Origin of the sequence: Serratia bockelmannii, from assembly GCF_051803255.1 — a bacterium.
GTDB lineage: Bacteria > Pseudomonadota > Gammaproteobacteria > Enterobacterales > Enterobacteriaceae > Serratia > Serratia bockelmannii.
The window spans coordinates 5,104,181-5,122,475 of sequence record NZ_CP196512.1; the positions used below are offsets into that span (position 1 = coordinate 5,104,181).

Here is an 18,295-nt window from a genome sequence, read left to right on the forward strand (position 1 = left end):
ACGGCAAAAAGCGGACTTCAATGGCAATGCGGGATATTCGGAGCCCTTCCGCTGTTTGCCGCGGCATGAAATGCTATGATAACCGCCATTGAGCGTGGGGCATTGTGCCCCGCCAGCAGCTTAGCAGGGGTAACCCAATGATTATCGTCACAGGCGGCGCCGGCATGATCGGCAGCAACATCATTAAGGCACTGAACGACAAGGGATATCGCGATATCCTGGTGGTGGATAACCTGAAAGACGGCACCAAATTCGTCAACCTGGTCGATCTGGACATCGCCGACTATATCGATAAAGAAGACTTTATCGCCAGCATCGTGGCCGGCGACGATCTGGGCGAAATCGAAGCGGTGTTCCACGAAGGCGCCTGCTCCGCGACCACCGAGTGGGACGGCAAGTACATGATGGACAACAACTATCAGTACTCCAAAGATCTGCTGCACTACTGCCTGGATCGCGAAATCCCGTTCCTCTACGCCTCCTCCGCCGCCACTTACGGCGGCCGCGAAGAGTTTATCGAAGAGCGTCAGTATGAAGCGCCGCTCAACGTGTACGGCTACTCCAAATTCCTGTTCGATCAGTACGTGCGTGAGATCCTGCCGGAAGCGGACTCGCAGATCTGCGGCTTCCGCTACTTCAACGTTTACGGCCCGCGCGAAGGCCACAAAGGCAGTATGGCCAGCGTCGCCTTCCACCTGAACACCCAGATCAACCGCGGCGAAAACCCGAAACTGTTCGCCGGCAGCGAAAACTTCAAGCGTGACTTCATCTACGTCGGCGACGTGGCGGCGGTTAACCTGTGGTTCTGGGAAACCGGCAAATCCGGCATCTTCAACTGCGGCACCGGCCGGGCGGAAACCTTCCAGGCGGTGGCCGACGCGGTGGTGGACTTCCATCAGAAAGGCGCGGTGGAATACATCGAGTTCCCGGAAAAGCTGAAGGGCCGCTATCAGGCGTACACCCAGGCCGATCTGACCAAGCTGCGCGCCGCCGGCTACGACGCACCGTTCAAAACGGTCGCCGAAGGCGTGAAAGAGTATATGGCCTGGTTGAACCGCACCGCATAAGCTGAAGGAATTAACGCTGGGTATGAAAATACTGGTTATCGGCCCTTCTTGGGTTGGCGACATGATGATGTCGCAAAGTCTCTATCGCACCCTGAAGGCCGAATACCCGTCGGCGGAGATCGATGTGATGGCGCCGGCCTGGTGCCGTCCGCTGCTGGCGCGCATGCCGGAAGTCAATCAGGCGCTGGCGATGCCGCTGGGCCACGGCGCGCTGGGGCTCGGCGAACGCCGCCGCCTGGGGCGCGCCCTGCGCGCCAACCGTTACGATCGCGCTTACGTTCTGCCTAACTCGTTCAAATCCGCGTTGGTGCCTTTCTTCGCCGATATCCCGCAGCGCACCGGCTGGCGGGGCGAAATGCGCTACGGCCTGCTGAACGACGTCCGCGTGCTCGACAAGGCCGCTTTCCCGCTGATGGTGCAGCGCTATGTGGCGCTGGCCTATGACAAAGGCCGCGTTCAGCGCGCCGACGATCTGCCGCAGCCGCTGCTGTGGCCGCAGCTGCGGGTGAGCGACGAAGAGATCGCCGAAACTACTTCGGCCTTCAACCTGACCGACAGCCGCCCGATCGTCGGCTTCTGCCCAGGCGCGGAGTTCGGCCCCGCCAAGCGCTGGCCGCACTATCACTACGCAGCGCTGGCTCAACGGCTGATCGAGAGCGGCTATCAAATCGCGCTGTTCGGTTCGGCAAAAGACCACGAGGCCGGCGAACAGATCCGCGCCGCGTTGCAGGAAGACGCGCGCGATTTCTGCCTTAACCTGGCCGGAAAAACCCAGCTGGAGCAGGCGGTGATCCTGATCGCGGCCTGCCGGGCGGTGGTCAGCAACGACTCCGGTTTAATGCACGTTGCCGCAGCGTTGAACAAACCGCTGATAGCCTTGTACGGCCCAAGCAGCCCCGACTTCACGCCGCCGCTCTCCGACAAGGCGCGGGTTATCCGCTTGATCAGCGGTTATCACAAGGTGCGTAAAGGCGATGCCGAGCAGGGATACCACCAAAGTTTGATCGATATTCAGCCGCAGCAAGTGTTGGATGCGCTGACGCCGTTACTTGTCGCCAGCGAGGAATAGTCATGCAGGTGTTAATCGTAAAAACGTCCTCGATGGGCGATGTGCTGCATACGCTGCCCGCCCTGACCGACGCGCTGCAGGCCATTCCCGATATCCGCTTCGACTGGGTGGTGGAAGAAGGTTTCAGCCAAATCCCCACCTGGCATCCGGCAGTGGATCGCGTGATCCCGGTGGCCATTCGCCGCTGGCGTAAAAATTGGTTCGGCAGCGACACCCGACAGCAGCGCTGCGACTTCAAGCGCGCGCTGCAAGAACGCCATTACGACGTGGTGATCGACGCGCAGGGCCTGATCAAAAGCGCCGCGCTGATCACCCGCGTCGCCAAAGGCAACAAACATGGCCCGGACTGCAAGAGCGCGCGCGAGCCGTTCGCCAGCTGGTTCTACAACGTGCGTCATGAGATAGACAAACAGCAGCACGCGGTGGAACGCACGCGCGAGCTGTTCGCCAAAAGCCTCGGCTACGATAAACCGGGCAGCTACGGCGATTACGCCATCGCCGCGCGTTTTCTCAGCCAGCCGCCGGTCGATGCCGGTCAATATCTGGTGTTTCTGCACGCGACAACCCGTGACGATAAGCATTGGCCGGAGCAGAACTGGCGCGAGCTGATCGCGCTGACGGCCGACAGCGGGCTGAAGATCAAACTGCCGTGGGGCGCAGAGCATGAACATCAGCGCGCGCTACGCTTGGCGGAAGGTTTTCCACATGTCGAAGTGCTGCCGAAGCTCAGCCTGCAGCAGGTGGCCGACGTGCTGGCCGGCGCCAAGGGCGTGGTCTCGGTCGACACCGGACTCAGTCATCTGACCGCCGCGCTCGACAAACCGAACATCACGCTGTTCGGGCCAACCGATCCCGGCCTGATCGGCGGCTACGGGCAAAATCAGCACTCGCTGATTTCGCCGGAAAAAAGCATGGCGACAATTGACGCCGATACGGCATGGCAGGCGTTGCAAAAGGTTATAGCATGAAAAAACTGCACATTATCAACCTGGGTAAAATGGGCGGCGTCGAGCGCCTGTTCCTGCAGTACATCAACGATACCACCGACGGCAGCAACCAGGTCCTGTGCATCAGCGGCGACATTGGCGAAGAGATCCGCCGCCAGTTGCCTGCGCATCAGCCCGTCACCTTCGCCAACCGCCTGATCAATGCGCTGCCGCTGCGCTGCCCGCAGTTCCTGCGCAAATTTTTGCTGAAGTGGAAAATCGAGCGGGCCAACGCCGACGTGGTGATCGTCTGGGACCTGGTGCCGGGGCTGGCGGCCAAACCCAAGCGCGGCAAGCTGGTTTACTACGATCACGGCTGCTCCTGGCGTTACCCCAAGAATAAAAAGACGCTGCGTTTCTTCGCCATGCTGGACGGCGTCATTTCCGCCTCACACGCGTCGAAGCGAGTGATGGAGCTGCGCTTTAATCTGCCTTGCCCCAATCACGTGGTGATCAACCGCATCAAGACGCCGGCGGGGATCGACAACACACCGAAAACGCTGTCGCAGCCGGTCCGGATCGGCACGGCCTCACGCCTGGTCAGCCTGAAAGGCATCAGCGTTTCCTTATTGATGATGCAGGAGCTGCTGCGGCGCGGGCATGACGTCACGCTGGAAGTGGCCGGCAAAGGGCCGGATCGCGCGGCGTTCGAGGCGCTGGCGGATCGGCTTCAGCTCGGCGACCGCATCACTTTCAGCGGTTATCAGGATGACGTCGCCGGTTTCTTCAATCGCACGCACATCTACATGAGCACGCCGATCACCGAGCCGTTCGGCTTGTCCTGCATGGAATCGCTCTATTTCGGCGTGCCGGTCATCTTCCCGCAGGTCGACGGCCAGCCGGAAGCGGTGAAAGACGGGGTCTGCGGCATTGGCCTGACGCCGTCGGTCACCATCGAACAGCACCGGCAGCTCACCGATATCGAGGTCGACTTCCCGCATGAGGTCTACGATCCGTTGACCGACAGCCTGGTAGCGCCCAAGCTGCTGTCGCATATCGACTGTGCGGATGCCGTTGAGAAATTGCTGGAGCGAGAAACCTACCAGACTCTGAGCCGAAATGCGCAGCGCTATCCTGCGGAGCATTTCAACTATGCTCAGTTCAAAGTTGAATTCGACGACACGCTGCGATCCTTTATCGCTTAATTGAAACGTGAGCCGGAAAACACGCCCGATGCTAAAATACAGAACGCCGCACCCTGCCTTCAGCTATCTGATCTATCTGGGGTGCGCCATCGCTTTTTGCACCATCCCTTTCGGTTCCGCGACCGGACGCAATCTGTTTTACGTTTCCAGCTACATCGCCTTTATCGCCGTTTGCCTGTATCCGCGCTACTACTTCAGCAACGTTAGAAATCTGCTGCTGCCCGCGTTGATGTTCAGCGTAGGTATGGGAACCATCCTCTGGATGCATCACTTCAAACAGCCGGGTGACTACATCAATATCTATCGCTCTTATATGTCGACCGGCAAACTGCAGCTCGCGACCGCTTTCATCTTGCTGATTGCGCTCAATGAGCGGTTGTGCGTGCAGCGCCTGTTGATCGTTGTGGCTCTCGTCACCGGTCTGGCGATCAACGGTTATTCCCTCTATCAAGGGCTGCGTCTGGATATCCCGCGCGTAGAGCTCAACTTCGATCGCGCCACGGTCGCCGCCTACCTGATGACCGCCATCGATCTGGTCATGATGCAAGCCATCCTGATGCTGCGCACCCGCTACCGTCTGGTGTTATACATTGCGGCATTCCTGCTGTCCTTCTCTGCGCTGGTGCTCACCGGCACCCGCGCGGCGATGCTGGTCTACCCGGTGGCGATTTGTCTGTCGCTGCTGGCCACCAAGCAACTGGTTTCCAGAAAACACAAGCTCGCGTTGATGGCCTCGGTACCGCTGCTGCTCGTAGCCTGCGGCCTGGTGTTTAAACCGCAGATAGAAGAACGCATTCAGGCCTTTGAGACCGATATGCGTCTGATGGATCAGCCACAGACTGAAAACTCGATCATTTCACGGCTGTCGATGCAAACGCTGGCATGGCATACCGGCTCACAAGCCCCCTGGGGCCAATCCGCCGAACAGCGCGGCGAAGAGATCCGTGCGATGGTCGCACAGCAACCTCGCCTGTCTGGCGTTATGCCCTATATCAACGTCCACCTGCACAACGAGCTGCTGGAAACCTATTCGCTCAAGGGCGTCTGGGGCGTACTGCTGCTGCTGGCACTCTATGTCTGCCTGTTCTTCTCTTCGTTCCGGCCGCAGCGCAACGCGCTGTTGCTGAGCGTCAGCGCCAGCCTGTTCGTTTACGGGCTGAGCGACGTCATCTTCTTCAGCACGGAAGGCACCGCCATGTTCTGTCTGGCGCTGATCGCCGGAGTGCTCTCCGTGGCGAGACAGACTTCCACACAGGAGCAGGCCGCGTGAACATTCAGCCACCGCTGCTCAGCGTTATCGTGCCGTTTTATAATAACGAAGCGTTCATCATCGCTGCGCTGAATTCGTTATTTACGCAGATTTCTGATGATATTGAGGTGGTGATCATCGACGATGGCTCTACCGATGCGTCGGGGGCGCTGGTCAGCCGGTATCTGGCGCAGCGGCAGCATCCGCAGGTGGCTTTTATTTCTCAGGCCAACGGCGGTATTGCACACGCCCGCAATGTCGGCCTGCAGCAAGCCACCGGGCGCTACGTCACCTTTCTCGACGGCGACGATCTGCTAAGCGACGACTATCTGGCGATCCTGCATCCCCTGCTGATCGCCGGTGAGTATGACCTGATCGATTTTAATTATCAGAAGTTCACCGAACAACCGCCGAAATCCGAGAACCGCGCGACGCAGCCCGTAGCCTACGACTTTTCATCGTTGGGGCTGAGCTGCCTGCAACCGCTGTTCGCGCGCTCAATGTGGCATCTCTGGAGCCGGGTATATAAACGCACGCTGCTGGCAGGGGAAGCGTTCGAAGACGGCAGGCGCTATGAAGACGTGATTTTCACGCCTTTTCAGTATTTCAAAACTCGCCGCATCGCCCATCTTGAGTGCGAACTCTACTTCTATCGGGACAACAGCCAGGGCATCACTCGCAATATCAAACCCAAAGATATTGACGATCTGTTGTTCGCTATGGAGAAAATGCTGCGCTTTGTGGCGCAGCATTCTGGGGATGAGCCGCTGCGCCGGTTGGCCGCCCTGATGCTGGCCAACTGCTTTTCCGAGGTGAAAAGCATGTCGAAAGCGGTGTACGGGTATTATCATTACGCGCCGGCAACGCTGCACATTTTGCGCCGCGCCGCCGCTGTCTGCCGCAACAGCGACGTGCCGGGCAAAAAAGTCCGTCAGATGCGCTATGCGCGAGTGGATACCTTGCTTTCGAAGCTGCGCGGGCGCAGGCCGCGCTAACCGCATCGGCCTCGCGGCCGATGCGTCGCCGCACCTTTAGCGCGCTAAAGGCACGTGCGCGACCAGTTCGTCATAAATCCGCTGCGGTTGAATAACCCCCATCGGGCTTTCCGCCTCCAGCGGCATCGTATAGCCGGTACGCGACACCTGAATGATGCGGTGCAGTTCAGGATCCTGAATCGGCCCGGTGGAGCGTGAATCGGCGGTCACGAACAGGCTGATGGTTTTCACCTTCAACGCCACCGCCAGATGCAGCGGCCCGGTGTCGCCGGTGACAAGAACATGGAAACTGTCGAGCAACGTCAGCAAGCCTTGCAGCCCCGTTTTGCCGATCTGGTTATCCACGCAGGCCTGCGTTTGCGGGCCGATCAAGCTCATAAACTGTTTGGCCTTGCCGTCGTCAAACGGCGCACCAATCAGCACGATGCGTACATTGGGGTGCTTCGCCACCAGCTCATCGGCCAGCCGCGCATAGTGTGAAACCGGCCAGCAACGCGACTCCGTCGATGCCCCCAATTGAAACCCGATGGTGGGGTGGTCGCTGCTTTTGACGCCGCGCTGATAATCCACGGGAATTTCCATCGTCGGATCGTCGCTGCGGCAACCTAAAATGGAAATCAGCTCCAGCTTGCGGCGCACGAAGTGGCCGTAATAATGGAAGACATAGTTGGTCAGCCAAGGCTCCAGCCCGCAAATGCCCGAGCTGTAGTTATCGCGGATAATGTACTTCGCCCCGGCCAGTACGGCGCTGATGATGTCATAAGGCAGATGGGAGTGCAGGATCAGCGCCAAATCCGGCTGATGTTCGCGCAGCGATTTCAGCAATGGGCGTATCGTCTTGATCTTGCTGTCCCAATACACCACGCGATCGTAATAGCGGCCGTTTTCCACCAGCTCGCGGTTTTTCTTGTGCACCACCAGCGTGATGTGCGCGTTGGGGTAGCGTTCCCGCATCGCCCTCAATGCCGGCGTGTTGAACATGAAGTCGCCCAACGCCGTGGTGGAATAGATGACGATATTGTCAAACTGCTGGGCGCCGTCGAACGTCGCCTTGTCCTGAAAACGGCCGTACTTCGCCGTATAGCGCCGCAAGAACCAGTCGGCAACCTTGATTTTCCATTTCTTCGACATGTGCGTGCTTAGTTCGCTTTAAGTTGATAATACTCGGCCAGCGTCATGCCCACCGTGCGCTGCTGCAGCCAGTCAAACAGCTGCTCCAGATCGCGGTACAGCACTTCGATATCCTGTTCAGTTTTGAACGTCGGGCTGCCGCCCGGCATAAACTCGGAGGAGTGCAGCATAAACTCGACGTAGTCATGCCCCTGCGCCAGCGACGTCTCGGCCACGCTGATCATCTTGGCCACGTTGCCGCCACTCGGCCGCAGCCAGTTGACGGACGGCGAACGGCGCTTGCCGCGCAGCCGATCATAGCCCTGCTTGAACGCATTCATCAGCGCCGAATGCTTGTACTGGATGCTCATCGGCACTTCCAGCAGCGCCGAAGCGCCCGGCTTGGCGATGTTCTGCGGATCGATGAAATAGGCCTGCGACGGGAACCGGCTGTAATCGGTACCGCCGTTGCCCTGCGGGTTACCCGGCGAAAACTGCCAGTTGACCCGCGGCGTCACAGAACAGTCCACCTGATAGCCGTATTCCAGCAGCAGTGAGGCATAGTATTCGTTGAACGCCCAACGGCCGGCGCGATGGCTAAGCATTTTGGTCTGGAAGGCATCTTCCAGCAGCTTGGTCATGTGATCGACCTTGGCGCGGATCTGATCGGCGGGATACTCGATCAAATAAGGCTTGTGGCGCCAGTCATCGTCGGTCAGCGGCGTCAACGGCGGGCTGTTCCAGGCGTGCAGGTGCATGCCGACCTCGCCGGCGTCGCGGGCGATCACGTCGCGCGCGAACTCGACGTAAGCCGGGTCCATCGCCATTTCATAGTTGGTGAGATAAACCGGTTTGAAGGCGTATTTCTCGCACAGCGCCTGAAAGCGCGGCAAGAAACGCGTGTTTTCGGTCGCGATGCGATCGTGGTTTTGCCACAGATTATCGCCTTCGGTATCAATGGTGATGAGAAACGCCGGTTTAGTCATGAATATCGAGCCTGATATCAACAGAATGCACTATGTTACGCAGGCCGTTTCGCCAGGGCAAACGACTTTGCTGCCTGGTTTGGACAACGTTGAAGCGCATTCGTCCCCGGCTCGGCAATTTTTTTGCGGCCCGGCAAGAAAACCGTGCAACAGTAGCCACATGCGATCGGGTCATTTAGAATCAAAGATTGGTTTCCCAGAAAGCGACTCATGATGAACGACGCGCCAGCACTAACTTCCGCCCCATCCGTACAGCGTATTTTGATCATAAAACTGCGCCATCACGGCGATATGCTGCTGGTCACGCCGGTCATCAGCAGCCTGCGGCAAAACTACCCGCAGGCGCAGATCGATGTGCTGCTGTATCAGGAAACGCAGGAGATGCTGGCCAGTAATCCGGAATTGTCGACGCTGTTCGCCATCGACCGCCAATGGAAGAAACAGGGCGTCCGCGCGCATCTGGGGCACGAGCTGGCGCTGCTGCGCCGCCTGAAGGCGCAGCGCTACGATCTGGTGGTCAATCTGGCCGATCAGTGGCGCAGCGCCATCATCACGCGCCTGACCGGCGCGCGCATCCGTTTGGGCTTCGATTTCCCCAAACGCCGCGGCTTCCTGTGGCGCCACTGTCACACGCAGCTGGTGCCGGTGGACAATCACGCCCACCTGCATACCGTCGAACAAAATCTCTCGTTGCTGGCGCCGCTGAACCTGCCCACGCTTAATGAGCATGTCACCATGAGTTACGATCCGCAGGATTGGCAGACCTGTGAGCAACGGTTGCAGAAACAGGGCGTCACCGGCAGTTATATTGTGGTTCAGCCCACCTCGCGCTGGTTCTTCAAATGCTGGAGCGAAGAGAAAATGGCCGCCACCCTCACCGCCTTGCAGGCCGACGGACACCAGTTGGTGATCACCTCCGGCCCCGACGCCAGAGAACAAGCCATGGTAGAGCGCATTTTGGCGCTCTGCCCGCCGCAGGGCGTAATCTCGTTGGCCGGCCAGCTGACGCTGCGCCAACTGGCCGCCCTGATTGATCACGCCAAGCTGTTTATCGGCGTGGATTCGGTGCCGATGCACATGGCCGCCGCGCTGCAAACGCCGTGCGTGGCGCTGTTCGGCCCTTCCAAGCTGACTTTCTGGCGACCATGGCAGGCTACCGGCGCCGTGATCTGGGCCGGCGACTTCGGCGAACTGCCCGATCCGGACGCCATTGATACCGGCACCGACGAACGGTATCTCGACCTTATTCCTACAGACGCGGTGATTGCAGCCGCGCGGAGCACGCTGGCATGAAAGCATTTCGTTTGGCGATCGTTCGCCAAAAATACCGCCCGGACGGCGGAGCCGAACGTTTCGTTTCCCGCGCCCTGGAAGCGCTGGAACAACAGGATCTCGATCTGAACGTCATCACCCGCGAATGGCAGGGTGACGCCAATCCCAACTGGCATATCCACCTGTGCAACCCGTTAAAACTCGGCCGCATCAGCCGCGAGCGAGGCTTCGCCGTGGCGGCCAGGGCGCTGTGGCAGAAAGAGCGTTTCGATCTGGTGCAAAGCCACGAGCGCATTCCCGGCTGCGACATCTACCGCGCCGGCGACGGCGTACACCGCCGCTGGCTGCTGCAACGCGCGCGTTTGCTGCCAGAGTGGCGCCGCAAATGGCTGTTCTCCAATCGCTATCACCGCTATGTAATGTGCGCCGAACGCGCCATGTACGCCGCGCCGGAGCTGAAAGCCGTCATCTGTAACGCCGAGATGATCAAGCAGGAAATCATCGCCGACTTTGGCGTGCCCGCCGACAAAATCACGGTGATCTATAACGCCATCGACAACCAAAAGTTCCCGCCCGCCGACGAGGCCCAGCGCCGGCGTCTGCGCGAGCAATATCAGATCCCGCAACAGGCGCACTGCCTGGTCTTCGTCGGCTCCGGTTTCGAGCGCAAAGGGCTGGCCGCCGCCATCCGCGCCGTGGCGGTGACCGACAGCCACCTCCTGGTGGTCGGCAAAGACAAGGCCGAAAAACGCTACCGGGCGCTGGCGCAGTCGCTAGGCTGCGGCGATCGCATTCACTTTATGGGCGTGCAGAAACAGACCTTGCCGTTCTATCAGGCCGCGGATGCGCTGCTGCTGCCGACGCTGTACGATCCGTTCCCGAATGTGATTCTGGAAGCCATGTCCTGCGGCCTGCCGGTTGTCACCAGCACCACCTGCGGCGGCGCCGAGTTTATCACCCCTGGCCAGAACGGCTTTGTGACGGACGCGCTCGACGTACCGGCCATCACGGAGGCCATTCGGGCGCTGCCGCGCCAGGCACTGGGATCATCCATGGGCGAAGCGGCAAGATTGCGCATTATGACGGCCACGCCGGCGCATCTGTCCGAACAGCTCATTTCCCTCTATAACCGGTTACTGGATTAGCTATGCGTATTCTGATGATCATCGATGGCCTGCCGGGAGGCGGCGCGGAAAAAGTGGTGTTGACCCTGTGCCAGGGCATGCAGCAACAGGGGCATAAAGTTAGTCTGATCTCGCTGCGCGACGTCTGCAATTACCCTATCCCGCCGGGCATTGATTATCAGGTGGTGGCCGATCGCAGCCGTGCCCCCTGGCGCAAGCTGACCGAGCTCTCACGCCGCGCCGCCGCGCTGGATCGGGCGATAGCCGAACACGAGCGCCAACACGGCGCGTTCGATCTGGTGTTCTCCAACCTGCACAAAACCGATCGCATCGTCAGCCGCAGCAAGCGGCTGGCTTCGGATCGCCTGTGGTTCTGCATTCACGGCATTCTCTCCACTTCCTACCTCGGCCATCGCAAGGGCCTGGATCGCTGGCTCAAGCAACGTAAAATCGCCAACGTTTACCAGGGGAGAAATATCGTCGCCGTTTCACAGGCGGTCGGCGACGATCTGCATCGGAACTTGCCGATCCGCCCGCGCCGCCTGGCGGTCATCAACAATCCGTTCGATATCGACGCCATCCGGCAACAGGCGGCGGCGCCTTGCGAACTGGCCGGCCAGGAGTATCTGGTGCACGTCGGCCGCTTTCACGCCACCAAGCGGCATGACCGCCTGCTGAAAGCCTATGCGCTCTCCGGCATTCAGGCGCCGCTGGCTTTGATCGGCACCGGGGATGACACCCGCGTCGCCGAGGTCAAACGTCTGGCGGCAGACTTGGGCATCGCAGAGCGCGTGCTATTCCTCGGTTTCCAGGCCAATCCCTACCCATTTATTCGCCATGCCTCGCTGCTGGTGCTCAGCTCCGACAGTGAAGGGTTTGGCAACGTGCTGGTAGAATCGCTGTTGTGCGGCACGCCGGTGGTCAGCACCCGCTGTCCGGGCGGCCCTGCGGAAATTCTGGAAAAAGCCGGCATGGCTAACGCGTTGGCGGAATTAAACGAAGCGTCGCTGGCAGAAAAAATGGCGGAAATTTACGCCAATCCGCCACAGATAAATCAACAGCAATTGCTGAGCTATGGGCTGGACCCTATTTGCCGTCAATATATTGAGCTGAAAGAAAAATAATAAAAAAATAAATAAGGCAGGTGATACCTGCCTTATTTTCTTCGTTAGCTGAGTGCCTGCATTTTCTGCCAAACCTCATCGACAGAAACATCTTCACAGTGCCCCGACTCACTCTGCAAAATATGATGGCGGCCAGTCCATGGATGCCAGGACGTTTTATCGGTATCGCCAAAGAACACCACCATGTCCTTATTCAACGCGGCGGCAAGATGCATCTGCCCGCCGTCGCTGCACAGCACCCGGTCGCATAAATCAAACCCGCCCAACAGCTCGCGCACCGACGCCGTCGGATAAAGCGCGACGCGTTCGTTTTGGCACAGCGCCAGCAGCTGTTCGGCGCGCTGCCGATCGCCGATGTCGTCCGGCGCCAGCGTGCCCTGCGGCGACCAGAAGATCAGCACGCCGGTGTGGGGATCGGCGGTCAGACGGTTGATGATTTCGGCATAGCGTTCAACCGGCCAGCGTCTTTTCGGGCTGCGGCTGCTGATATGCACGGCGCATACCCGTTCGACCGACGGTAGACGTTCCTGCAGCCGCTGCACCGCCAATTGCCGCTCTTCCGGCGTCAGGAATACCCGCACCGGCGGGATCGGAATGGCTTGATCGGTGATCGCCGATAAATAGCTGTAGGTGTGTTCGACCTGATGGAGGCCGCGGAAATCGTCCTTGCGGAACGGGCGCTGAATCTCTTTCGTGCCCAGATCGGCACCGATGATATGGGTGGCGCCGGCCATTTTTGCTAAACGCAGGCTGTATTTGCAAGGCACCGGGTTGGCCAGAATGACCGCATCGAACTTTATTTTGCGCAGCTTCAGGAAGATCATCAGACGTTCGAAATAAACGCCCAACGTCGTTTCATTTTTCGCCTTGTGCTTGGCCTTTTTATAGACAAAGACTTTCTCGAGATGAGGGTTGTTTTTAACAACGTCCTGGCTGACTTTATTGATCAGCAGATAAACTTTTGCGTCTGGATAGGCAATTTTCACCCCTTCAATCAAGGGCGTAGTGCAAACAAGATCGCCGATGTTGTCGCGGCGAATAATTAAAATATTCTTCATTCCGAGCCTATCGGCGAAATCGCTCGCCGGTTGTCTGAAACTGACACCCAAGGTTACCAAATTAGCGCCTTTCCCTTCCAGTTATGGTACTATTCCGAATAACCCATATAAATGAAATTGATAGAATGTTGCTGCGTTTATATCAGGTACTACTCTACCTCATCCAACCCCTGATCTGGCTCCGCTTACTGCTGCGCAGCCGCAAAGCTCCAGCCTACCGTAAACGCTGGGCGGAACGCTATGGCTTCTGCGCCGGGAAAGTCGTGCCGGGCGGCATTATGCTGCATTCCGTCTCCGTCGGCGAAACGCTGGCGGCCATCCCGCTGGTGCGGGCGCTGCGCCATCGTTACCCCGCTTTGCCGATAACTGTGACCACAATGACCCCGACAGGTTCAGAACGCGTCCAGTCCGCTTTCGGCAAAGACGTGCATCATGTCTATCTGCCCTACGATCTGCCCGGTTCCATGAACCGCTTCCTCGACCAGGTGAATCCCAAGCTGGTGATCATCATGGAAACCGAGCTATGGCCTAACCTGATCAACGCACTGCATCAGCGGCAAATCCCCCTGGTGATCGCCAATGCGCGCCTGTCGGCTCGCTCCGCCGCTGGCTACAAGAAAATTGGCGGATTCATGCGCGATATGCTGCGCCGCATTACGCTGATCGCCGCACAGAACCAGGAAGACGGCGATCGGTTTATCGAACTGGGCCTGAAACGCTCGCAGCTGGCCGTAACCGGCAGCCTGAAATTCGATATCTCCGTCACCCCAGAGCTGGCCGCCCGCGCCGTTACATTGCGCCGCCAATGGGCGCCGCGCCGCCCGGTGTGGATCGCCACCAGCACCCATGACGGTGAAGAAACCATCCTGCTTGAAGCGCACCGCAAACTGCTGGAAAAACACCCCGACCTGCTGCTGATCCTGGTGCCGCGTCACCCGGAGCGCTTCCCGACCGCCAAAGAGCTGGTGCAGAAGGCCGGCTTCAGCTACACCCTGCGCAGCAGCGGCGAAATCCCGTCCGGCAGCACCCAGGTGGTGATCGGCGATACCATGGGCGAACTGATGCTGCTGTACGGCATCGCCGATCTGGCCTTTGTCGGCGGCAGCCTGGTGGAACGCGGCGGGCACAACCCGCTGGAAGCCGCCGCGCACGCCATCCCGGTGCTGATGGGCCCACATACCTTCAACTTTAAAGACATCTGCGCCAAGCTCTCGCAGGCCGAAGGCCTGATCACCGTGACCGACGTGGATTCGCTGGTGAAGGAAGTGGAAACCCTATTGACCGACGAAGATTACCGTCGCTACTACGGCCGCCATGCGGTGGAAGTGCTGTATCAGAATCAGGGAGCGTTGCAGCGCCTGCTGCAGCTGCTGGAACCGCACCTGCCGCCCCGGAGTCACTGAATGAGCAGCCGCAAAAGCCTGTCGGTGGTGATGATCGCCAAAAACGAAGCCGGGCTGTTGCCGGACTGCCTGCGCTCTGTCGCCTGGGCCGATGAAATCATCGTGCTGGACTCCGGCAGCGAGGACGACAGCGTCGCCGTCGCCGAAAGTCTGGGCGCCAAAGTCTTCACGCACACCGACTGGCAAGGATTCGGCAAGCAGCGTCAGCTGGCGCAAAGCTACGCCAGTCATGACTACGTTTTGATGATCGACGCCGACGAACGCGTCACCCCCGAGCTGCGGCAATCCATCGAGCGGGTGTTGAACGCACCGGACGACGGCGCCGTCTACAGCTGTGCGCGGCGCAACCTGTTCCTTGGCCGTTTCATGCGCCACAGCGGCTGGTATCCCGACCGCGTCAACCGCCTGTACGCCAACCAACGCTATCGCTATAACGACGATCTGGTGCACGAATCGCTGAACATCGGCGACGCCAAAGTGATCCCCCTCAGCGGCGATATGCTGCACCTGACCTGCCGCGACTTCTTCGCCTTCCAGCGCAAACAGCTGCGCTATGCCGAAGAGTGGGCCACGCAACGCCACCGGGCCGGCAAGCGTTGCGGCTATCTGTCCATCCTGACCCACACGCTCGGTGCCTTCGTCAAAACCTGGCTGCTGCGGGCCGGTTTCCTTGACGGTAAACAGGGGTTGCTGTTAGCGGTGGTCAACGCGCAATATACCTTCAATAAATATGCCGCATTATGGGCATTGGGCCGCAACTACTCAGAGAAGTGAATCATGACCAGCAAAGCCATCTATCCCGGGACCTTCGATCCCATGACCAACGGCCACCTGGATTTAGTGACGCGCGCGTCGCTGATGTTCGATCACGTGATTCTGGCCATCGCCGCCAGCCCGAGCAAAAAGCCGCTGTTCAGCCTGGATGAGCGCGTGGCGCTGGCGACGCAGGTCACCTCGCATCTGGACAATGTGGAAGTGCTGGGTTTCAGCGAGCTGATGGCGCACTTTGCCGCTCACCAGAATGCCAATATCCTGGTGCGCGGCCTGCGGGCGGTGTCTGACTTTGAGTACGAATTGCAGCTGGCGAACATGAACCGCCATTTGATGCCGACGCTGGAAAGCGTGTTCCTGATGCCTTCCGAAGAGTGGTCGTTCATCTCCTCTTCACTGGTGAAAGAGGTCGCGCGTCACGGCGGCGATATCGCGCCTTTCCTGCCTGACGTGGTTACGCAGGCGCTGATGGCGAAGCTCGCCGCCGAGTGATGCTCAGCGCTGGCAGCGCCGGCAAAAGAAGGTGCTGCGCTGCCCGTGCTTGGCGGATTCGATCGGCGTGCCGCACGCGCGGCAAGGTTCTCCCGCCCGCCCGTAAACCTGCAACTCCTGCGCGAAATACCCCGGTTTGCCGTCCGACTGCAAAAAGTCGCGCAATGTCGTACCGCCCTGCTCGATGGAGCGCTGCAACACCGCCTTGATGGTCTTCACCAGCCGTTCCGCTTCGGCTTTGCTCAACGATCCCGCCGGACGATCGGGCAGGATCCCGGCGCTGAACAGCGATTCACTGGCGTAAATGTTACCGACGCCGACCACCAGCTTGTTATCCATCAGCCACGGTTTGATCAGCGTGCGCTTATTGCGTGATTTTTCATACAGGTAGTCGCCGTTGAACGCTTCACTCAGCGGTTCCGGCCCCAGATGCGCCAACACGCTGCTGGTCGCCAGGTCTTCGCACCACAGCCAGGCGCCGAAACGGCGCGGATCGGTATAGCGCAGGATCATGCCGTTGCTGATCACCAAATCGACGTGGTCGTGTTTGCCCGCTTCATCTTCGTTCTCCTCGCGCAGCATGCGCAGGCTGCCCGACATGCCCAGGTGCACGATAATCCAACCGTTCTCCAGCTCGATCAGCAGGTATTTGGCTCGGCGCTGCACGCTGAGCACCGGCCTATCGCTCAGCGTCAGGATCTGCTCGGAAACCGGCCAGCGCAGGCGCGCGTTGCGCACCACCGCATACTGAATGCTGTGGCCAACAAGATAAGGCTCTATACCGCGTCTGCTCGTCTCAACTTCCGGTAATTCAGGCATCTGGCTTCCCCTCCGACGTTTTCTACCCTTTATAAAACAAAAAACCCGGCCAAGGCCGGGTTTTTCATTAATCCACTAAAATTATTTAATTTTAGCTTCTTTGTATACTACGTGCTGACGGACAACTGGATCGAATTTCTTCAGTTCCAATTTTTCCGGCTTAGTACGCTTGTTCTTCGTGGTGGTATAGAAGTGACCAGTACCAGCAGAAGAAACCAGCTTGATCTTCTCGCGAACACCTTTAGCCATGATTCAGTTCCTTAATACTTCTCACCACGGGCACGCAGATCGGCCAGAACCGTCTCAATACCCTTCTTATCGATAACACGCATACCTTTAGCAGATACACGCAGAGTTACAAAGCGCTTCTCAGCCTCAACCCAAAAACGGTGTGAGTGCAGGTTAGGCAGAAAACGGCGTTTGGTCGCGTTCATTGCGTGGGAACGGTTGTTACCGCTCACCGGGCGCTTGCCAGTAACTTGGCAGACTCGGGACATGTCTATTCTCCAAAAATCAAATCAGCTCGAGCTTCGTATAGGGTATGGCCGCCTCGTCAGGCTTTTAGAGCCCATCTCAGCAAACTTCATACTGAGGAGACTCTCGTCATCAGGTAGAAACCACACATCAGGTCAGAAACCTGCTGAGATAGGCTCTTGCGCCAAACCCAAGATTCTCAAAGGTGGCGTAGTATACGCTCTGAAGCGTAAGTGCTCAAGTCCCGAACAGCTAAAGATCCCACAAGGATCGCGAAAAAATCGCTTAAAGCCATCCGCGCTCGGCAAAAGAGACGCATTCACCCCGACCGATCACCAAATGATCGAGCACTCGGATCTCCAATAACTGGCAGGCTTTCACCACCTGTTCCGTTATCAAACGGTCGGCATGACTGGGTTCAGCCTTACCCGAGGGGTGATTATGCGCGAGAATCAGCGCGGCGGCATTAGCCTTCAACGCTTCACGCACAATTTCTCTCGGGTAGACGACGACGCTGCTGATGGTACCAGCAAACATCTCCTGATGGCGAATAACCCGGTGCTGATTGTCTAAAAACAATACCAAAAAGACCTCTCGCTCACGATGGGCCAGCAGGCTTTGCAGATAATGCTGGGTGACGCGCGGATTGAGCATGGCGTTTTCCTGCGACAAATGGCTGGAAAAGAAGCGCAGCGCCAGCTCGGCAATCGCCTGCAGCTGCGTATAGCTGGCATCCCCCAGGCCTTTTTGGCTACAAAAAGCCTGATGATCGGCCGACATCAGGTGATAAAGCGAGCCGAACCGGCGCAGCAGCTGCTCCGCCAGCTGCATCACGTGCACGCCGGGCAATCCGGTGCGCAAGAAAATGGCCAACAGCTCTGCGTCGGACAGCGCCGCCGCCCCCTGCATCAACAGCTTTTCACGCGGCGCCAGCGCGCCCGGCCAGCACGCCACAATCGGGTTGCTCATCGTGTTCCTCCCTGAAAGGGCTACAGCATGCCATGTGCTGCCCGGCGCGTTCGACAGGTGTTTGATAACATTGCGAAGTGTTTCGCAAAGCACAATGTAACGCCCTGCAGCCATTGCGGAATCACTCACCTGAACGGCGGATATGCTAAAATGGCGCATCTTTCGGCTTTCAATCGGACAAT

General features: G+C 58.7%; 19 protein-coding genes. 12 read left to right on the plus strand and 7 right to left on the minus strand.

The features are described from left to right. The first annotated feature begins 137 nt into the window (after positions 1–137). From rfaD to ACSJLU_RS24220, 6 genes are read left to right on the plus strand one after another with little or no spacing between them, the layout of a single operon-like run. Positions 138–1,067: an ADP-glyceromanno-heptose 6-epimerase gene (gene rfaD / locus ACSJLU_RS24195; protein ID WP_025304683.1), complete on the plus strand. Its 930-nt coding sequence runs from the start codon at positions 138–140 to the stop codon at positions 1,065–1,067. A 22-nt stretch (positions 1,068–1,089) separates the two neighbouring features. Then, complete coding sequence (gene rfaF / locus ACSJLU_RS24200) at positions 1,090–2,136, plus strand: ADP-heptose--LPS heptosyltransferase RfaF (RefSeq protein WP_025304684.1); 1,047 nt, start codon at positions 1,090–1,092, stop codon at positions 2,134–2,136. 2 nt (positions 2,137–2,138) lie between these two features. Next, positions 2,139–3,104, plus strand: coding sequence for a lipopolysaccharide heptosyltransferase RfaC (rfaC, locus tag ACSJLU_RS24205; protein WP_025304685.1), 966 nt, complete (start codon positions 2,139–2,141; stop codon positions 3,102–3,104). Continuing rightward, positions 3,101–4,267: a glycosyltransferase gene (locus tag ACSJLU_RS24210; RefSeq protein ID WP_025304686.1), complete on the plus strand. Its 1,167-nt coding sequence runs from the start codon at positions 3,101–3,103 to the stop codon at positions 4,265–4,267. The genes rfaC and ACSJLU_RS24210 overlap by 4 nt, the downstream gene beginning before the upstream one ends. Before the next feature lie 28 nt (positions 4,268–4,295). After that, on the plus strand, positions 4,296–5,537 hold the full coding sequence (locus tag ACSJLU_RS24215) for an O-antigen ligase family protein (protein WP_342096790.1): 1,242 nt from the start codon (positions 4,296–4,298) through the stop codon (positions 5,535–5,537). Further along, positions 5,534–6,511: a glycosyltransferase gene (locus ACSJLU_RS24220; RefSeq protein ID WP_342096791.1), complete on the plus strand. Its 978-nt coding sequence runs from the start codon at positions 5,534–5,536 to the stop codon at positions 6,509–6,511. Before ACSJLU_RS24215 ends, ACSJLU_RS24220 begins: the two co-directional genes overlap by 4 nt. Before the next feature lie 36 nt (positions 6,512–6,547). On the opposite strand, the gene ACSJLU_RS24225 is transcribed toward ACSJLU_RS24220, so the two are convergent. Beyond that, a complete protein-coding gene (locus tag ACSJLU_RS24225; protein ID WP_025304689.1) occupies positions 6,548–7,642 on the minus strand; it encodes a glycosyltransferase family 9 protein in 1,095 nt (364 codons plus the stop codon). 8 nt (positions 7,643–7,650) lie between these two features. Then, the gene (locus ACSJLU_RS24230) at positions 7,651–8,607 is read right to left on the minus strand and encodes a polysaccharide deacetylase family protein (protein ID WP_025304690.1); all 957 of its coding nucleotides are present in this window, start codon (positions 8,605–8,607) and stop codon (positions 7,651–7,653) included. Between the two features lie 210 nt (positions 8,608–8,817). On the opposite strand from ACSJLU_RS24230, the gene rfaQ reads away from it, so the two are divergent. The 3 genes from rfaQ to ACSJLU_RS24245 are packed head-to-tail and all read left to right on the plus strand — an operon-like array spanning position 8,818 to position 12,127. After that, the gene (gene rfaQ, locus ACSJLU_RS24235) at positions 8,818–9,900 is read left to right on the plus strand and encodes a putative lipopolysaccharide heptosyltransferase III (RefSeq protein WP_342096792.1); all 1,083 of its coding nucleotides are present in this window, start codon (positions 8,818–8,820) and stop codon (positions 9,898–9,900) included. Continuing rightward, positions 9,897–11,024, plus strand: coding sequence for a glycosyltransferase family 4 protein (locus ACSJLU_RS24240; RefSeq protein WP_025304692.1), 1,128 nt, complete (start codon positions 9,897–9,899; stop codon positions 11,022–11,024). Before rfaQ ends, ACSJLU_RS24240 begins: the two co-directional genes overlap by 4 nt. 2 nt (positions 11,025–11,026) lie before the next feature. Further along, positions 11,027–12,127 carry a glycosyltransferase gene (locus tag ACSJLU_RS24245; RefSeq protein ID WP_197823193.1) on the plus strand — a complete coding sequence of 367 codons (1,101 nt, stop codon included), beginning with the start codon at positions 11,027–11,029 and terminating at the stop codon, positions 12,125–12,127. Positions 12,128–12,171: 44 nt separating this feature from the next. Here the strand turns inward: ACSJLU_RS24245 and ACSJLU_RS24250 are convergent, their stop codons facing one another. Then, positions 12,172–13,185 carry a glycosyltransferase family 9 protein gene (locus tag ACSJLU_RS24250; RefSeq protein WP_043141040.1) on the minus strand — a complete coding sequence of 338 codons (1,014 nt, stop codon included), beginning with the start codon at positions 13,183–13,185 and terminating at the stop codon, positions 12,172–12,174. Between the two features lie 125 nt (positions 13,186–13,310). Here ACSJLU_RS24250 and waaA point away from each other — a divergent pair, with 125 nt between their 5' ends. The 3 genes from waaA to coaD are packed head-to-tail and all read left to right on the plus strand — an operon-like array spanning position 13,311 to position 15,851. Continuing rightward, on the plus strand, positions 13,311–14,588 hold the full coding sequence (gene waaA / locus ACSJLU_RS24255) for a lipid IV(A) 3-deoxy-D-manno-octulosonic acid transferase (RefSeq protein WP_025304695.1): 1,278 nt from the start codon (positions 13,311–13,313) through the stop codon (positions 14,586–14,588). Then, on the plus strand, positions 14,589–15,362 hold the full coding sequence (locus ACSJLU_RS24260; protein WP_025304696.1) for a glycosyltransferase family 2 protein: 774 nt from the start codon (positions 14,589–14,591) through the stop codon (positions 15,360–15,362). Positions 15,363–15,365: 3 nt separating this feature from the next. Continuing rightward, positions 15,366–15,851: a pantetheine-phosphate adenylyltransferase gene (coaD, locus tag ACSJLU_RS24265; RefSeq protein ID WP_004931181.1), complete on the plus strand. Its 486-nt coding sequence runs from the start codon at positions 15,366–15,368 to the stop codon at positions 15,849–15,851. Positions 15,852–15,854: 3 nt separating this feature from the next. Here coaD and mutM read toward each other — a convergent pair whose 3' ends face one another. From mutM to radC, 4 genes are all read right to left on the minus strand, one after another. Continuing rightward, positions 15,855–16,670 carry a bifunctional DNA-formamidopyrimidine glycosylase/DNA-(apurinic or apyrimidinic site) lyase gene (mutM, locus tag ACSJLU_RS24270; RefSeq protein ID WP_025304697.1) on the minus strand — a complete coding sequence of 272 codons (816 nt, stop codon included), beginning with the start codon at positions 16,668–16,670 and terminating at the stop codon, positions 15,855–15,857. Between the two features lie 81 nt (positions 16,671–16,751). Continuing rightward, positions 16,752–16,919: a 50S ribosomal protein L33 gene (gene rpmG / locus ACSJLU_RS24275; protein ID WP_002442576.1), complete on the minus strand. Its 168-nt coding sequence runs from the start codon at positions 16,917–16,919 to the stop codon at positions 16,752–16,754. Positions 16,920–16,930: 11 nt separating this feature from the next. Continuing rightward, positions 16,931–17,167: a 50S ribosomal protein L28 gene (gene rpmB, locus ACSJLU_RS24280; RefSeq protein ID WP_004931195.1), complete on the minus strand. Its 237-nt coding sequence runs from the start codon at positions 17,165–17,167 to the stop codon at positions 16,931–16,933. A 262-nt stretch (positions 17,168–17,429) separates the two neighbouring features. Then, positions 17,430–18,113, minus strand: coding sequence for a RadC family protein (gene radC / locus ACSJLU_RS24285; protein WP_025304698.1), 684 nt, complete (start codon positions 18,111–18,113; stop codon positions 17,430–17,432). Positions 18,114–18,295 lie beyond the last annotated feature (182 nt).

What these genes read in the sequence shown, in the direction of transcription:
- rfaC (WP_025304685.1), top strand. Translation starts at nt 2,139, where the DNA reads ATGCAGGTGTTAATCGTAAAAACGTCCTCGATGGGCGATGTGCTGCAT.
- ACSJLU_RS24230 (WP_025304690.1), bottom strand. Translation starts at nt 8,607, where the DNA reads ATGACTAAACCGGCGTTTCTCATCACCATTGATACCGAAGGCGATAAT.
- rfaF (WP_025304684.1), top strand. Translation starts at nt 1,090, where the DNA reads ATGAAAATACTGGTTATCGGCCCTTCTTGGGTTGGCGACATGATGATG.
- ACSJLU_RS24240 (WP_025304692.1), top strand. Translation starts at nt 9,897, where the DNA reads ATGAAAGCATTTCGTTTGGCGATCGTTCGCCAAAAATACCGCCCGGAC.
- ACSJLU_RS24250 (WP_043141040.1), bottom strand. Translation starts at nt 13,185, where the DNA reads ATGAAGAATATTTTAATTATTCGCCGCGACAACATCGGCGATCTTGTT.
- rfaD (WP_025304683.1), top strand. Translation starts at nt 138, where the DNA reads ATGATTATCGTCACAGGCGGCGCCGGCATGATCGGCAGCAACATCATT.
- mutM (WP_025304697.1), bottom strand. Translation starts at nt 16,670, where the DNA reads ATGCCTGAATTACCGGAAGTTGAGACGAGCAGACGCGGTATAGAGCCT.
- ACSJLU_RS24210 (WP_025304686.1), top strand. Translation starts at nt 3,101, where the DNA reads ATGAAAAAACTGCACATTATCAACCTGGGTAAAATGGGCGGCGTCGAG.
- ACSJLU_RS24225 (WP_025304689.1), bottom strand. Translation starts at nt 7,642, where the DNA reads ATGTCGAAGAAATGGAAAATCAAGGTTGCCGACTGGTTCTTGCGGCGC.
- coaD (WP_004931181.1), top strand. Translation starts at nt 15,366, where the DNA reads ATGACCAGCAAAGCCATCTATCCCGGGACCTTCGATCCCATGACCAAC.
- rpmB (WP_004931195.1), bottom strand. Translation starts at nt 17,167, where the DNA reads ATGTCCCGAGTCTGCCAAGTTACTGGCAAGCGCCCGGTGAGCGGTAAC.
- rfaQ (WP_342096792.1), top strand. Translation starts at nt 8,818, where the DNA reads ATGATGAACGACGCGCCAGCACTAACTTCCGCCCCATCCGTACAGCGT.
- ACSJLU_RS24260 (WP_025304696.1), top strand. Translation starts at nt 14,589, where the DNA reads ATGAGCAGCCGCAAAAGCCTGTCGGTGGTGATGATCGCCAAAAACGAA.
- radC (WP_025304698.1), bottom strand. Translation starts at nt 18,113, where the DNA reads ATGAGCAACCCGATTGTGGCGTGCTGGCCGGGCGCGCTGGCGCCGCGT.
- ACSJLU_RS24215 (WP_342096790.1), top strand. Translation starts at nt 4,296, where the DNA reads ATGCTAAAATACAGAACGCCGCACCCTGCCTTCAGCTATCTGATCTAT.
- ACSJLU_RS24245 (WP_197823193.1), top strand. Translation starts at nt 11,027, where the DNA reads ATGCGTATTCTGATGATCATCGATGGCCTGCCGGGAGGCGGCGCGGAA.
- rpmG (WP_002442576.1), bottom strand. Translation starts at nt 16,919, where the DNA reads ATGGCTAAAGGTGTTCGCGAGAAGATCAAGCTGGTTTCTTCTGCTGGT.
- waaA (WP_025304695.1), top strand. Translation starts at nt 13,311, where the DNA reads ATGTTGCTGCGTTTATATCAGGTACTACTCTACCTCATCCAACCCCTG.